This is a genomic window from Leptolyngbya sp. UWPOB_LEPTO1 (genome assembly GCF_017302695.1).
GTDB lineage: Bacteria > Cyanobacteriota > Cyanobacteriia > Leptolyngbyales > Leptolyngbyaceae > Leptolyngbya > Leptolyngbya boryana.
The window spans coordinates 1-15278 of the sequence record NZ_JAFLCJ010000020.1; the positions used below are offsets into that span (position 1 = coordinate 1).

10 protein-coding genes and 1 pseudogene are annotated in these 15278 nt (G+C 48.0%); 7 read left to right on the top strand and 4 right to left on the bottom strand.

The window, feature by feature from the left end:
• Positions 1 to 127, bottom strand: a pseudogene (locus J0L70_RS24305) (photosystem II D2 protein (photosystem q(a) protein)); the annotation flags it as partial.
• 366 nt (positions 128 to 493) lie between these two features.
• On the opposite strand from J0L70_RS24305, the gene J0L70_RS24310 reads away from it, so the two are divergent.
• The 4 genes from J0L70_RS24310 (at position 494) to cobM (ending at position 4068) form a co-directional block, all read left to right on the top strand.
• Positions 494 to 1063 (top strand): photosystem I assembly protein Ycf4, encoded by a 570-nt coding sequence (locus J0L70_RS24310; RefSeq protein WP_287456251.1) that lies wholly within the window; start codon positions 494 to 496, stop codon positions 1061 to 1063.
• A 182-nt stretch (positions 1064 to 1245) separates the two neighbouring features.
• Positions 1246 to 2055: a peptidylprolyl isomerase gene (locus J0L70_RS24315; protein WP_051077806.1), complete on the top strand. Its 810-nt coding sequence runs from the start codon at positions 1246 to 1248 to the stop codon at positions 2053 to 2055.
• A gap of 76 nt (positions 2056 to 2131) precedes the next feature.
• Positions 2132 to 3244, top strand: coding sequence for a beta-ketoacyl-ACP synthase (locus tag J0L70_RS24320; protein ID WP_287456252.1), 1113 nt, complete (start codon positions 2132 to 2134; stop codon positions 3242 to 3244).
• An 8-nt stretch (positions 3245 to 3252) separates the two neighbouring features.
• On the top strand, positions 3253 to 4068 hold the full coding sequence (gene cobM / locus J0L70_RS24325) for a precorrin-4 C(11)-methyltransferase (protein ID WP_268242663.1): 816 nt from the start codon (positions 3253 to 3255) through the stop codon (positions 4066 to 4068).
• A gap of 33 nt (positions 4069 to 4101) precedes the next feature.
• Here cobM and argC read toward each other — a convergent pair whose 3' ends face one another.
• Complete coding sequence (argC, locus tag J0L70_RS24330; protein ID WP_287456253.1) at positions 4102 to 5160, bottom strand: N-acetyl-gamma-glutamyl-phosphate reductase; 1059 nt, start codon at positions 5158 to 5160, stop codon at positions 4102 to 4104.
• Positions 5161 to 5524: 364 nt separating this feature from the next.
• Here argC and ribBA point away from each other — a divergent pair, with 364 nt between their 5' ends.
• The gene (ribBA, locus tag J0L70_RS24335) at positions 5525 to 7228 is read left to right on the top strand and encodes a bifunctional 3,4-dihydroxy-2-butanone-4-phosphate synthase/GTP cyclohydrolase II (RefSeq protein ID WP_017288954.1); all 1704 of its coding nucleotides are present in this window, start codon (positions 5525 to 5527) and stop codon (positions 7226 to 7228) included.
• A 14-nt stretch (positions 7229 to 7242) separates the two neighbouring features.
• Here the strand turns inward: ribBA and nblS are convergent, their stop codons facing one another.
• Both nblS and purD read right to left on the bottom strand, forming a co-directional pair.
• Entirely contained in the window at positions 7243 to 9204 is a 1962-nt protein-coding gene (nblS, locus tag J0L70_RS24340) for a two-component system sensor histidine kinase NblS (RefSeq protein WP_036044704.1), read from the bottom strand.
• 272 nt (positions 9205 to 9476) lie between these two features.
• Positions 9477 to 10760 (bottom strand): phosphoribosylamine--glycine ligase, encoded by a 1284-nt coding sequence (gene purD, locus J0L70_RS24345; protein WP_017288952.1) that lies wholly within the window; start codon positions 10758 to 10760, stop codon positions 9477 to 9479.
• A gap of 222 nt (positions 10761 to 10982) precedes the next feature.
• On the opposite strand from purD, the gene J0L70_RS24350 reads away from it, so the two are divergent.
• Positions 10983 to 12215 (top strand): tetratricopeptide repeat protein, encoded by a 1233-nt coding sequence (locus J0L70_RS24350; RefSeq protein ID WP_287456254.1) that lies wholly within the window; start codon positions 10983 to 10985, stop codon positions 12213 to 12215.
• Between the two features lie 87 nt (positions 12216 to 12302).
• A complete protein-coding gene (locus J0L70_RS24355) occupies positions 12303 to 15230 on the top strand; it encodes a tetratricopeptide repeat protein (protein ID WP_287456255.1) in 2928 nt (975 codons plus the stop codon).
• Positions 15231 to 15278: the final 48 nt, after the last annotated feature.

Genomic DNA, 15278 nt, shown 5'->3' on the forward strand with positions numbered 1-15278 from the left:
CCAGGAAGGCACAGGGGAAGAGCAGGATGCCCGACCAACCGACGAAGACGAATCTGTCGCGTTTGAGCCAGTCATCGAGAGCGTCAAAGACTCCTCTCTGCGGCGCGCGACCTACTGCGATGGTCATGAATCAAAATCCTCTAGCTTAATAAAAACTGCTGGCTGTCTAGAGTGAACGAGTTTATATGCCTATATATAATAAGAGAAATTAGAAAATTTACAAACCGACACGTCGAATCTCAGCATAATTTTTTTGTACTTTTTTGCGATCGCTAAACAAATCAGGCTTTTCAGCATTTCAGTCTTTGAATCGCTTTATGAGAACGCTCGATTGTCAATGAGTAACTATACTTATGTTTACTTGTACTTAACGAAGTGTTGCAGGCGGTATACTAATTAAGATTGTCTGTAAGATTGTAGATCGGGCTGGGATACGGTTTGACGCGATCAATGAATTTGAGATTTTGTAAGTTTTTTAGGTAGTAAAAGCGCTATGGCGGCACAAACCACATCATCTTCAGAAAGCCTTGTTTTGAGGCAGCCAGTCTTAGGTGCGCGGCGGTTCAGTAACTATTTTTGGGCAACGGTTGTTTCAGTAGGAGCGACTGGATTCTTCCTAGCTTCAATTTCTAGCTATACCAAAACGAATTTTTTGCCGTTTTCTGATCCGACTCAGCTTGTCTTCGTGCCGCAAGGACTCGTGATGGGCTTTTATGGCACGGCTGGATTATTGTTGGCAACCTATTTATGGTTGACGATTTCTTGGGATTTAGGCGGCGGTTACAACGAATTTAACAAAGAGAAAGGCGAAGTCAAAATCTTTCGCTGGGGTTTTCCTGGAAAAGATCGTAAGGTTGAAGTTGATTTGAAGACTTCGGATGTTCAGGCAGTGAAAGTGACGCTGAGAGAAGGGGTCAATCCTCGACGATCGCTGTACTTGAAAGTGAAAGGAATGCGCGATATTCCTTTGACTCGCGTCGGACAGCCGATGACACTAGCAGAATTAGAGAACGAAGCAGCAGGATTGGCGAAGTTTTTAAGTGTTCCCTTAGAAGGTTTATAAGGGCGGATTTACGATGCTGTAGCAAACGTTGACGCAGCTTACAGATGATGAATTCTGTTGATAGAAACTGATGAATGTATAGAAAAGCTTGTGGGTGTGGAATCTACAAGCTTTTTTATGCTTCATTTGCGCGAATGTGCGTAAGATGTTAGTTGGCTTTTTGTTGGAATAGGTATCTAGAAATGCAGACAAAACTCCAGAATTGGCTTGTATGTTTATTGGTCATCACAATGTTTGCCTTAGTTGGGTGTAATTCTCAACCGGAAACTTCTGCCGCTCCAACCGGATCGCCTACTCCAAGCCCTTCTACACCAGCAACAAGTTCGCCAACGGCAACGACACTGCCTCGCTTAGAAGGAAAAGCAACCGTGGTGATGACGGTGAAAGGTGCGCCCATCACAATGGAATTAGATGGAACCAGTGCACCGATTACAGCCGGAAACTTTGTCGATTTGGTAAACCGCAAGGTTTATGACGGATTGGTGTTTCATCGTGTAGTGCGGGAACCTCAACCGTTTGTAGTGCAGGGTGGCGATCCTCAAAGTAAGAATCCGAATGTACCGCTCGATCGTTTGGGAACAGGTGGATTTATTGATCCAGCAACTCAGCAACCGCGAGACATTCCATTGGAAATTACGCCCCGAGATGCAAAAGAGCCGATTTATAGCCGTACATTTAGAGAAGCTGGGGTGAATGTTCCACCGAAACTTAGACATACTCGTGGAGCAGTCGCGATGGCGCGATCGCAGTCTCCGGATTCGGCTTCATCACAGTTCTATGTCGCGTTGGCAGATTTGCAATTCCTAGATGGCGATTATGCCGTGTTTGGATATGTGACCCAGGGAATGGAGACGGTGGATAAGATTCAACAGGGCGATCGTATTGAATCTGCGAAGGTCACTCAGGGATTAGAAAATTTAAAGGGAGGTTCGGCGAGTCCAGCGGCGAGTCCAAGCGCAAGTCCTTCTCCAAGTCCGACGACTTCACCCTAGTGAGAAAATGAAGAGTTGGGAGTGGTTTCTTCATTCCCCAACTTCGTTTTTCACGTTTAACCTTGCGAACTACTCAATGGATGTCGTTGTTACTGGGATTGGTTTAGTCTCAGCGTTGGGAAATCTAATGTCGAGTTGGAAAGGGTTGGTAGAAATGCGATCAGGCATTCAGTTCTACCAGCCTTTTTCGTGTGTGGAGCCGAAACCCATCGCATTGATTGAACAACAGCCGAGTGAGATTTTAACGTTGACGCGACAGGTTGTAGCAGATGCGATCGAGGATGCAGGATTAGAATCACCTTTGTTGGACTGTGGGATTGTGCTGGGGTCAAGTCGTGGCAACCAGATGCAGTGGGAAAAGTTAGCGGCAGGGCAAGGGGAGATATCAAACTGGTTGAATACGTTGCCCAATGTGGCGGCGATCGCGACGGCTCAGATGGTCGGCTCTCAAGGGATTGTGTTGGCTCCGATGGCCGCCTGTGCGACTGGACTTTGGGCGATCGCGCGCGCGGCGGAATTGATTCGCAGTAGACAGTGCGATCGTGTCATTTGTGGAGCGATCGAAGCACCCATTACTCCTCTGACCCTGATTGGATTTGAACGGATGGGAGCCTTAGCGAGAGAGGGAGCGTTTCCGTTCGATGTAGATCGACAAGGCTTAGTATTAGGAGAAGGCGGGGCAGTTTTGATTTTGGAGTCGGCGGAGTTAGCCGCTCAAAGAAATGCCCAAATCTATGGACGAATTTTGGGGGCTGGACTGACAGCGGATGGGTATCATGTCAGCGCGCCGGAACCTGAGAGCCGAGCCGCGATCGCTGCGGTTCAACACTGTTTGGAGCGGAGTCAGCTTCGACCCCAAGAGATTGACTACATTCACGCTCATGGAACGTCTACCCAATTGAACGATCGCAATGAAGCCCAGTTAATTCAGCGCTGTTTTTCCGATTCGGTTTGGGTCAGTTCGACGAAGGGAGCGACCGGACATACTTTGGGTGGATCGGGTGCTTTGGGAGCGGCGTTTTGTTTGATGGCTTTGCAAGAGCAAATTGTGCCACCGAATGTAGGTTTGCGAGAATTGGAGTTTGAGTTAGCGATCGCGCGATCGGCTCAGACCGCAAAATTAGAAAATGTTCTGTGTTTTAGTTTTGGATTCGGGGGACAGAATGCGATCGTTGCTTTTTCGCGGTGAAAATTGCTATGGATGATATCCCTCTCTCTCCCGCAGTTTATATTGTCGGTGCAGGACCAGGCGATCCCGATTTACTGACGGTAAAAGCGCAAAAACTTTTAGCTCAGGCAGATACGATCGTATTCGCTGATTCCTTAGTTCCTCTTCAAATTCTTGAGGGGATTCGGGCTGATGCTGAGGTGATTCCGACAGCAGATAAGACTTTAGAAGAGATTTTGCCGATTCTGATTGATCGAGTGCGATCGCACAAATCGGTGATCCGGCTTCATTCCGGCGATCCTTGTCTTTACAGTGCTATCCAAGAACAAATGCAGGCACTATTTGATGCGGATATTCCGTTTGAAGTCATTCCAGGCATTAGTGTTTATCAGTTAGCGGCTGCGCGGTTGCGAGTTGAATTTACCGTTCCAGGCTTAGTGCAGTCGATCATTCTGACTCGCATTAGCGGACGGACTCAGGTACCAGAATCCGAAGAACTTTCGTCATTGGCAGCCCATCGCTCAACGCTTTGTCTCTATCTCAGTGCGCGCCATGTTGAAACTGCTCAGCACAAACTTCTGCAACACTATTCAGCCGAAACGCTGGTTGCAATTTGTTTTCGCTTAGGTTGGGAAGATGAAAAAATTCGAGTCGTTCCCCTTGCTCAAATGGCAGAAGTGACCCAACAGGAAAATCTAATTCGGACAACCCTTTATGTGATTAGTCCTGCCTTGAGTGCTGCAACTGTTCCTTATGGGTCTGAAGGCGTGAATTTAAACGCGCGATCGCGACTTTATGATCCACAACACGATCGCTTGTTTAAAGATCATCCAACTTCCGAATAATGTCTTGATTGATAGAGTTCACCTAGCACTGCATTAAGGATAAAAGCTGTACTTCGGCAATCCTAGAGTTTCATCCCATCCCATCATGATGTTGAGACATTGAATTGCCTGCCCTGCCTGTCCCTTCATTAGATTGTCGATCGCGGACATGACAATCACTCTGCCCGTTCGTTGATCGACTTCAATGCCGATATAGCAAAGATTTGTTCCACATGCCCATTTGGTCTGCGGATAGGTTCCACTGGGCAACAACTTCACCCAAGGTGACGATCGATAAAATGCCCCATAAATTGTCAGCAAATCATCCCGCACCAATCCTGGATCGCGCAACGTTGCATAAACCGTGGATAAAATCCCGCGCACCATTGGGATTAAATGCGGTGTGAACTGAACAAGCACATCATGCCCGGTCAGATCGCTACAAATCTGCTCAATCTCTGGGGTATGACGATGCCGCGCCACACCGTAAGCCCCCAGCGAATTATCCGCCTCGGCGAGTAGGAAGCCAGTCTTGGGAACTCGCCCGCCGCCAGAAGTCCCAGACTTCGCATCAATAATTGCAGTTCCTGGATCAACCAATCCCTGCTTTAGCAAAGGAGACAACGCCAACAAACTTGCGGTCGGATAACATCCCGGGCAACCGACTAAATTCGCTCCAGCAATGCGATCGCGATACAACTCCGGCAAGCCATAGACTGCCGTTTCAGCGACGGCATCATCGGTACGATCGCCGCCATACCACTGCTTGTAAACTGACAAATCCGCAAAACGATAGTCGGCTGACAGATCCAAAACCTTACAGCCGCGCTCTAGCAACGTTGGAGCCATCTTCAGTGCCAAACCATTTGGCAAAGAAAGAAAAACGACATCGCAACGTTCAGCAATTTTATCGAGATCAATTGCTTCGATCGGCTGTTGTACTGCGTAAAAAAGATGAGGATACTGAGCAGAGAAATCCTGTCCCGCAGTACTATCGCCGCCCAAATAAGCCAACTCCAGGCGCGGATGATCCAGCAACAGGCGAACGAGTTGAACTCCTCCGTAACCTGATGCGCCTATAATCCCGACGGAGATCCGTTCTGAATCACCCATAGCCTTCGACCTTCTGTGAATCACCTTAATGTTTGCTGCATTGTAATGCCGATCGTGAAATTCTCAAAGCCGATCTCGACAGATTTCAGCCGTTACACTTGCATTTTTAATCTATGGTCACACTTCAATCAAAACTGCTTCGCTCGATACGACTTCAGAGAATTGACGAATGTGAATACTCACTGGTTTTCTCATAAATCTTACGGATCTGTACAATATCCTACGTATTGATTTTTAGAAGTGTAGCGTGCGATGCTTGCCTCCTGCCCATCCCTCTGCGTAAAAAGAATTACAATTAGACGATGAGTTCCGTAGTCAAAAGAATTACAATCAAAGATAAGTCCGCTTCAAGAAACTTTACGGTGTGGTCGCCTTGAACTTCTCTGTTAAATCGTCTCAACCAACCTATACCCAACCGTTTACCTTCGATTCGATCGATGATGCCCTCGCCGACTTGAAAATCGGAAAAGCGATCGTTGTTGTCGATGATGAGAACCGGGAGAACGAGGGGGATGTCATCTGCGCCGCGCAGTTTGCCACGGCTGACATGATTAATTTCATGGCAGTTTATGCTAGAGGTCTGATCTGTCTCGCTATGACGGGAGAACGGCTCGATGAGCTAGATATCCCTTTAATGGTTCGAGAAAATACGGATACGAATCAGACGGCTTTCACTGTCAGTATTGATGCGTCTCCTCGGATCGGCGTCACGACCGGGATTTCCGCCGACGATCGCGCTAAAACAATCCAGGCTGTTCTTGATCCCGACACGCGTCCGACTGATTTACGTCGTCCTGGACACATCTTCCCGATCCGCGCACGCAGCGGCGGTGTTCTGAAACGTGCAGGACATACTGAGGCAGCGGTCGATTTATCTCTCTTGGCAGGTTTATATCCGGCGGGTGTGATCTGTGAAATTCAAAACCCAGATGGATCGATGGCAAGGTTGCCACAGCTCATCGACTACGCCCGTGAGCATGATTTAAAAATTATCAGCATCGCCGATCTGATCAGCTATCGGTTAAAGCATGAACGATTTGTACATCGAGAAACGGTTGCTGATTTACCTTCCCAATTTGGGCACTTTAAGATTTATGGCTATCGGAATCTGCTCGACAATACAGAGCATGTGGCGATCGTCAAAGGTGATCCCGCCGAGTTTTCAAACCAGCCTGTGATGGTGCGCGTCCATTCAGAATGTTTGACTGGTGATTCTTTAGGGTCATTGCGCTGCGATTGCCGAGTGCAACTGGAAGCTGCATTGAAGATGATTGAGCATAACGGTTCCGGTGTCGTCGTGTATTTGAGACAAGAAGGGCGAGGGATTGGCTTAGTGAATAAGCTGAAAGCCTACTCGCTGCAAGACATGGGACTCGATACCGTTGAAGCCAATGAAAAGCTAGGATTTCCAGCAGATTTGCGGGATTACGGAGTGGGCGCTCAGATCTTGAACGATCTGGGGGTAAAACAGATTCGTCTAGTCACCAATAATCCGCGCAAGATTGCAGGACTTAAAGGCTATGGATTGGAAATGATCGATCGCGTTCCTTTATTAACAGAAGCGACGACTTACAATTCTGGCTATTTGGCGACGAAAGCAGAAAAATTAGGGCATTTATTTCTTCGCACTTACTTAGCAACCATTTCGATCAATTTAAGAGATGATCTGAATTCTGTGACCGAGCGGTATGCGCTGCTTGAGAAATTACGGCATGTGGCGAAAGCTCGGGATTTGATGTTACAGGAAGAAACTCGACCGATGGCGCTCGCGCTGTTTGATCGATCGTCATTGATCATCAATTTAGGCTTTGAGCATGAAATCGCCGCTGATGCCGAGTGGTACAAGTCTGCGCAGCATCCGTTTACGATCGCTGTTGCCGATATGTTGGATCAAATTACGATGGGCCTGTCTCTAGAGAAGATGGAGTTCCTCGTTTCACCTGGAAGTGATCCATTAGTTGGACTCCAGATTCAACTCGATCGTCAAACCTTCCCGTTACATCGTCTGCCTTCTACGATCTGTGACTTGCTGACAACTCAAACGATTTACAGCTTCTTGAAGGTCTAAGTCCGGCTGTGCATCTATCCTGGTTTTGATTGAAGGAGTGCTGGACTGTCCAGAGTGACTGACATTTCTTCAAACTCAGGATTCTCCTGAAACACCACCAAATCAAACCAGAAGGTTGTGCCACAGCCGACTTCGCTGACGAGGCGGACATGGCTCCGATGACGCTCAATAATATTTTTGACGATCGATAGTCCTAAGCCTGTTCCTTCTAAGGTATGGACTCGGTTTTCGACTCGGAAGAAGCGATCGAAGATTGCTTCTTGATCTGCGCCATCAATTCCAATGCCAGTGTCACCGATTTCAACTCTCACGAACTGCTGGACTTGATCTTCAGATGATCTTAAAGAGTAGGCGCGCAGGGCGACTTTTCCACCCGCCTCGGTGAACTTCAAAGCGTTGCCCACGAGATTCGCAAAGACTTGCAGCAACAGATCGTAATGCCCAAACACAGGCGGCAGATCGGGTTCAATATCTTTAATCAGTTCAATGCCTTTGTCTTTGGCGTTGAGTTGGTAAGTTCTGAGAATTTGTTCGATCGGTTGTACTAAGTCGATCGCTTCAAATTGATAAATCTTGCAGGATTCGAGGCGAGACAGATCTAAAACATCGTTAACCAGGCGAGTTAAGCGATCTGTTTCTCGATTTGCGGTTTCCAAAAATTCGAGCTTCTGAGTTTCGCTGAGTTCGTCGCCGTATTCGTAGAGCGTTTCAATAAACGACTTGATGTTGAATAATGGCGTTCTCAGTTCGTGCGAGACATTGCTGATAAATTGACTTTTTGCTTCATTCAGTTCAACTTCGCGGGTAATGTCTTGCACCGTCACCGCAATTCCTTTCACGTTGTCTCGGACTGGATCGACGACGGCATTTAAAAGAATTCTCAGCGTCCGGTTATTCGGCTCGATCGCGGTAATCCGAAATTCTGCTTCTTCTCGCAATTCGCCACGCGCCATTTGAAAGAGCGGGCGCGTCAGTTCGACTTGAACGGCAACCGGGAAGAAATACATGGCGTTTTCGCTTTCGATCGCTTTGTTCTCCCAGCCAAAGATTCTCCGTGCGGTGGGGTTGGCAAGAACAATCCGCATGTTGGCATCGAGCAGAACGGCTCCATCTGCGATCGTCGAAATCAAAGTCTCAAGCTTTGCTTTCTCGGCGGTCAATTCCTCAATGTTCTGTTCTTCATAGCGTTCTAAGCGTTCTGCCATGTCATTAAAGCTGGCAATCAGTTCGCTCAGTTCCACGCCTGCGCCAACAGGCAGTTCGACTCGTTGTTTGAAATTTCCTTTAGCGATGTTTCTCACGCCGATCACGAGTTCCCGAATCGGTTTAGTAATTTGCAGCGCGTTGAAGACTGCACCAAGAATGACCATCACCCAGATTGAGACGAAAACCGCGATCGTGACGTCTCGCGTTAAATGCGATGAGGTGACAACGGTTGGATTGGGATTGGTTCCGATCGCTAAAACGCCTAAGTATTTGTTCTCAAAAACCAAGGGCACAAACACATCGGTGACTTCACCATCCGGCGTAATGTGCTGACGCACCATGGGACGATTGGTGCGTTCATTAAAGTCTTCAGGCAGTTGAATTTTGCGCTGAATGGTTAGGGAATTTTGAACCTCGGAATCCGAGAAAGGAATGCCGAAGAAAATATTGCCATCGGCATCGGCATAGAGCATGTAGCGAATGCTAGAAGTGCTGCCATAAAACCGATGCGAGAATTGAGCCAGTTCGGTGCGATTTTCTTCATTCACCAATGGCGCAACGTTGGCGGCTAATAACAAGCCTAAATCACTGCCGAAGCGAGTGTCATTCATTCGGGCATCGAGCTGGATCGTATTGACTGCCCAAAATGTGAGACCGCTCATGACGATCGAAACGACTAAAGTTGCCGCCGCCATCAGTTTTGTCTGGAGGCTAAATCCTGACCACCAGCGTCGTAAAACGTCTCGAATCGGTGTGATAAAGGAGGACACGGGCAGATTCTAAAGAATGAAGAACGAAGGTTGAAACTTAATAGTTTGTTTCACGCCTTACTGTCTTTTAATCTTACTGTGTTTAGGGAATCTGAAACTTTTGCCTAAGTGATGCAGTGCCGCGAAATTTCGGAAGTGGAACGCGGTATAAAACGATAGCAATTCTGGTGGAGTTGTAAGTCCCAAAAAGAGTGGGGAGTAGGGAGTAAGTCTAGGTGACTCCCTACTCCCCACTGTCAAACTGCTCACAGGGATGTTGAAAAACTACCGCTTCACATACTTTTTCCTCGGACTCGGTGCGCGATGTCTCGACGGAAGTACATCCCCTCGAATTGAATTTGATCGACGGCTCGATACGCCTGCTCGATCGACTGGTCAAAGGTGTCTGCGATCGCCGTTACACCAAACACGCGACCTCCATCTGTGACGATTTGTTGATTCTTCATTTGGGTTCCGGCATGGAAGACGGCTGCACCCGTCTCTTCTGCGGCTGTAATTCCGTTGATCGGCAAGCCTTTCGGATAATTGCCGGGATATCCTTCTGAAGCAATCACTACGCAAGTTGCTGCTCCTGATTTCCATTCGATCTCTGGAAAGTTTGCTAATTTCTGCTTGGCACAGGCATAGAGCAGTTTTTCCAGCGGCGTTTCTAGTAAAGGCAGAACGACTTGAGTTTCGGGGTCGCCAAATCGACAGTTAAATTCGATCACTTTCGGATCGCCTTCGGGTGTGATGATCAATCCAGCGTAGAGGATGCCTCGATAATCGATATTGCGATCGCGCAACGCTTGAATGGCTGGCTCCAGGATTTCTGTTTGAATGCGCTGTTTTAAGTCTGGAGTGACGATCGGGGCTGGAGCGTAAGCCCCCATGCCGCCTGTATTCTCGCCAGTATCGTTCTCGCCAATTCGCTTATGGTCTTGAGCGGGCAATAAGGGACGAATCGTTAGACCATCGGTGACGGCTAGAATCGAAACTTCTTCACCTTGCAGATATTCTTCGATCACGACTTGGCTACCTGCTGCGCCAAATTGTCCGGAGAAACAAGCAGTGACCGCAGTTTCAGCTTGTTCGAGCGTCATAGCAACGGTGACGCCTTTTCCGGCAGCTAAGCCATCGGCTTTGATCACGATCGGCGCTCCTTGAGAGCGGATATAAGCGATCGCAGATTCTGCGTCTGTGAAAACTTCTGCCCGCGCAGTGGGAATGCCTGCGGCTTTCATCAAGTCTTTTGCCCAGGCTTTACTCGACTCGATTTGTGCCCCCTCTCGGGTTGGTCCAAAGACGGTTAATTCCTGCGCTTTGAGATAATCTGTAATGCCGAGCGATAGCGGTAATTCTGGCCCGACAACGATCATTCCAATGTTGTTGACTAAGGCATATCGGGCAATACCTTCAAAGTCATCTACAGAAAGCGCTAAATTTCGGCAATTCTTCAGAGAAGCCGTCCCGCCATTTCCCGGAACACAGACCACCTGTTGCACTTGCGGGGACTGCAAGAACTTCCAAGCTAGGGCATGTTCTCGCCCACCATTGCCAACAACCAAAACTCTCACAGATTCCTCACCCAAACCAAATGGATAAATTCATCAAGAAATAGCGCGATCGATTTTCGCATCTAGTCCAGTACAAATCTTAAGCCTAACTGTAAAATCTTCAGTGCGCGGAAATTATGAATTTTCGTTTAATTCCAGCAAATCGCAAATTTTTGGCTGAAACTTTTCCAGAGTCTGGAATTCTATTAAGTAGATAGGGTGATCGCTTCTAGAGATAAATTTATGACAAGATTTGACTGGTGGGGCTTCAGTGGAATGGCAATTGCCGGAGTTGTTTCATTGACCTTCAGTGTGAATGCGGCTGAACCGCCCAAACAACCGGATAAATTTCCGCCGAATCCGCTGGAGTTGACGGCTCCTGATCCGCTGTTGCCTGGAGGGCTAAATCGCCCTTTGTCGGAGCCAGAACGCCAAACGTTACGCAAAGCATTAGATGAATTAAATACACAAGCGATCGCAAAACTACGGGCTGGAGATGTTCTAGGATCGTTTGAAATTTGGAACCGAGAATTAAGACTCAGACGGGCGCTGGGATTTTTAGAAGAAGTGCAGGCTTTGGGTCGAGTAGGAGACATCGCTTGGCGACAAAATCTAAATCCCCAAGTCCGAGTGATTACCAATCGTCTGTCCGCGATTCAAACCCAAGTTCAAAGACCGCTGCAAAATCAACAGCAGGTCAGTCTGCCCGATCGCGCTCAGATTTTCCCTGCGTTGGGTATTGCTTATCAACAAGTGCGATCGCCGGGACTGGCGCTGGAAGTCTATCAGCAAATGTTGAGTGAAGCCCGAACGCGAAAAGACTCCGTGGCAGAAGTGAGCTTACTCAATACGATCGGACAATTGCATTTAAGCTGGTTTGATTATCCACCTGCGATCGCGACGTATGAGGAGCTTTTGCAATTGGCGCGATCGCGCAATGATGCGCCTAACATTGTGACAAATTTAGCTCAGCTTGCTTACATTCACGAACAAGCTAAGCAATCAGCTCAAGCGGTGACGTATCAGCAGCAGTTGATTGAGATTTATCAAAAGAATCCGCAGCAAGCTTTGTTCGTTCCGGCTTTGAAGATCAGACAGGGAGATAATTTTGTTGCGAGCCAGCAATTAGATGCGGCAGAAAGGGTATATCAGGATGCATTTGAGCTTGCACAGCCTTTGGGACAGTTGGCATATGCGAGTGATGCGTTGAAAAAATTAGGGGTGCTTTATCGATCGAACAATCGATTAGAGGCAGCACTTCAGGTTTATAACTATTTAGCGGGTGTGCAGCAGCAGGCGTATGACACCTATGGAGTGATGGATGCGCTAGATCAGATTGGTCAGATTCAACTGCAACGAAATGCGCCAGGGGAGGCTGCAAAGGCATTTCAGCAAGGGTTAGAAGTTGCGAAACAAATTAATTATCGAGTTGATTATTTCACTCAGCAGATCCAGAAGATTCAAGCAGCAAAATAAATCGTTTCTAAAGGAGCTGTGACAATTCGCGGACTCCGGACTTCTTCTGCGGTAGAAAAGAAACAGTGTTGTCTCTGAGTTGCCCCGATGAGTACGGACGAAAAGAAGGATTTTTTTGTCAGCTACAATCGGCATGACAAAGCTTGGGCTGAGTGGATTGCTTGGCTCTTGGAAGAATCGGGATATACTGTCGTGATTCAAGCCTGGGATTTTCGTCCAGGTGGGAATTTTGTGCTGGATATGCAACGAGCAGCATCCGAGGCAGAACGAACGATCGCGGTTTTATCTGAAAACTATCTCAGTTCGCAATTTACCCAGCCTGAATGGGCATCAGCTTTTGCACAAGATCCAACGGGGGAGAAGCGATCGCTCATTCCCATCCGAATTGGAGGCTGTTCGCTGACTGGAATGTGGGCAACGATCGTCTATGTTGATTTAGTCGAAGTTGATGAGGTATCAGCGCGGGATTTAGTTTTACAAGCGGTGCAAAATGGACGCACTAAACCTGATCAACAGCCGCAATTTCCGAGGCAATCGGGGACGATCAGCGATCGAGCAAAACCTATTTATCCCCCAAATCTGATTCAGAACTTGCCGTATGGAAGTATGAACTTTGTCGGACGAGAGGTGGAGCTTGAACAGATTCATCAGCAGTTGCAACAAAGTTCGACGGTGGCAATTTCTGCGATCGCGGGAATGGGCGGCATTGGCAAAACAGAATTAGCGCTGCAATATGCTCGGAAACACTGTCGCGAAGGATCTTATCCAGGTGGATTGTGCTGGCTGAGGGCACGTGAGGAAGTCGGAACTCAGATTATTAGCTTTGTACGATCGTATTTAGATTTGACTCCGCCAGAGGATCTCGAATTAGTCGAAAAGGTGCGCTGGTGCTGGCGACGCTGGCGAGAGGGAGCAGCATTGCTAATTTTTGATGATGTGCAGAAGTATGAGGATATTGAATCGTTTCTGCCGCCACAGGAATCTAGGTTTAAAGTGCTGATGACTTCGCGATCGCGCTTCGGATCTCCGGTGCAAGAATTACAGCTTGATGTGTTATCGGAAGGGAAAGCGCTGGAATTATTGCGATCGTTGGTGGGAGATTCGCGGGTTGATGAGGAGTTAGCGCGATCGAAAGAACTGTGTGAGTGGTTAGGTTATTTGCCGTTGGGGTTGGAGTTGGTTGGGCGGTATTTGGCGAAGAAGCGGGATTTATCGATCGAGCTTTTGTGGCAACGGTTGCAAGAAAAACGATTGGAAGCGAGAGCGTTTAAGCAAGCGGAACCGGAAATGACGGCATCGTTGGGAGTTGCAGCGGCGTTTGAGTTGAGTTGGCAATCTTTGAATGAGGTTGCACAGCAAGTCGCAGCCGTTTTGAGCCTGTTTGCCTTGGCTGAGATTCCGTGGAAGCTGGTAGAACAGTGTTTGCTGGAGGTCGATGCGGAGGAGTTGGAGGACCTTCGCGATCAGACGCTTCTTGGTGCAAATCTGCTGAAGCGCGTGGATCAAGAAATGTACCAACTGCATCAATTGTTGAGGGAATTTTTTGCGTCGAAGCGAGAGCAACGAGCAGATGTGGAGAAATTGAAGCGGAAGTTTTATGAGGTGGTGATTGCTGAGGCGGAAAGAGTTAAGGAGAAGCCGGAGCGATCGCTCATCAAGGAATCGACTGTGATGATTGCTCATTTGCAAGCAGCGACTGGACTGTTGGAAAGACCAGAGCAATTGCTGAATCTAGCAACTTGCCTGAATTGGATAGCAGAATTATATTCCGCACAAGGACGCTATAGTGATGCAGAACCGCTCCATATGAGATCACTCTCGATTCGGGAACAGCAGTTAGGGGCAATGCACCCGGATGTGGCACTTAGCCTCAATAATCTGGCATTTCTCTACAACTGCCAAGGACGCTATAGTGATGCAGAACCACTCCATATGAGATCGCTCTCGATTCGGGAACAGCAGTTGGGGGCGATGCACCCTGATGTGGCACTCAGTCTCAACAATCTGGGATTACTCTACGATTCCCAAGGACGCTACAGTGAGGCAGAACCGCTCTTGGCGCGATCCCTCTCGATTCAGGAACAACAATTAGGAGCGATGCATCCTGATGTAGCAACTAGCCTCAGCAATCTGGCAATGCTTTACAATTCCCAAGAACGCTATAGTGAGGCAGAGCCACTCTTGGTGAGATCCCTCTCAATTCAGGAACAACAATTGGGAGCAATGCATCCTAAGGTGGCGGCCAGCCTCAATAATCTGGCATTCCTCTACAACTGCCAAGGACGCTACAGTGAGGCAGAACCGCTCTATGCTCGTTCACTCTCGATTTGGGAACAACAATTGGGAGCAATGCATCCCGATGTGGCAACCAGCCTCAGCAATCTGGCATTCCTCTACCATTCTCAAGAACGCTACAGTAAGGCAGAACCACTCTTGGTACGATCGCTCTCGATTCGGGAACAGCAGTTGGGGGCGATGCATCCTGATGTGGCATCTAGCCTCGGCAATCTGGCAATGATCTACAATTCCCAGGGACGCTACAGCGAGGCAGAACCGCTCTTGGTGCGATCCCTCTCAATTTTGGAACAACAGTTGGGCATCGACCACCCTGAAGTGGTATATGATCTCAATGGCTTAGCAGTGCTCTACCGGTTGCAAAGACGGTACTCTGAGGCAGAACCACTCCTACTCCGCTCACTTAGCATTTTGCGAGAAAAGTTTCCCGCTGACTATTCCTTAACCGCTAGGATTGCCAGTAATCTGGCGCTCCTTTACGATTTGCAAGGGCGCTGTAGTGAAGCAGAATCTCTTTATCTGCAATCATTACCAATCTTGTCTACCAACTTAGAGGAAAGCCATTACTGGAGACAGGAAGCGACAAAGAACTTTCGATCGCTCCTCCAAAAAGCCATTGAAAGCGATCGCATAGATGAGCTATCAGATGACCCGATGACACAATCTATCCTTCAAGAACTTCAAACTAATTCTCTAAACTTGGAGAACAATCAGGAGTAAGTAACAGCGATCACTTTCTGAAGCACACCCCATATAAAGTATTGACAT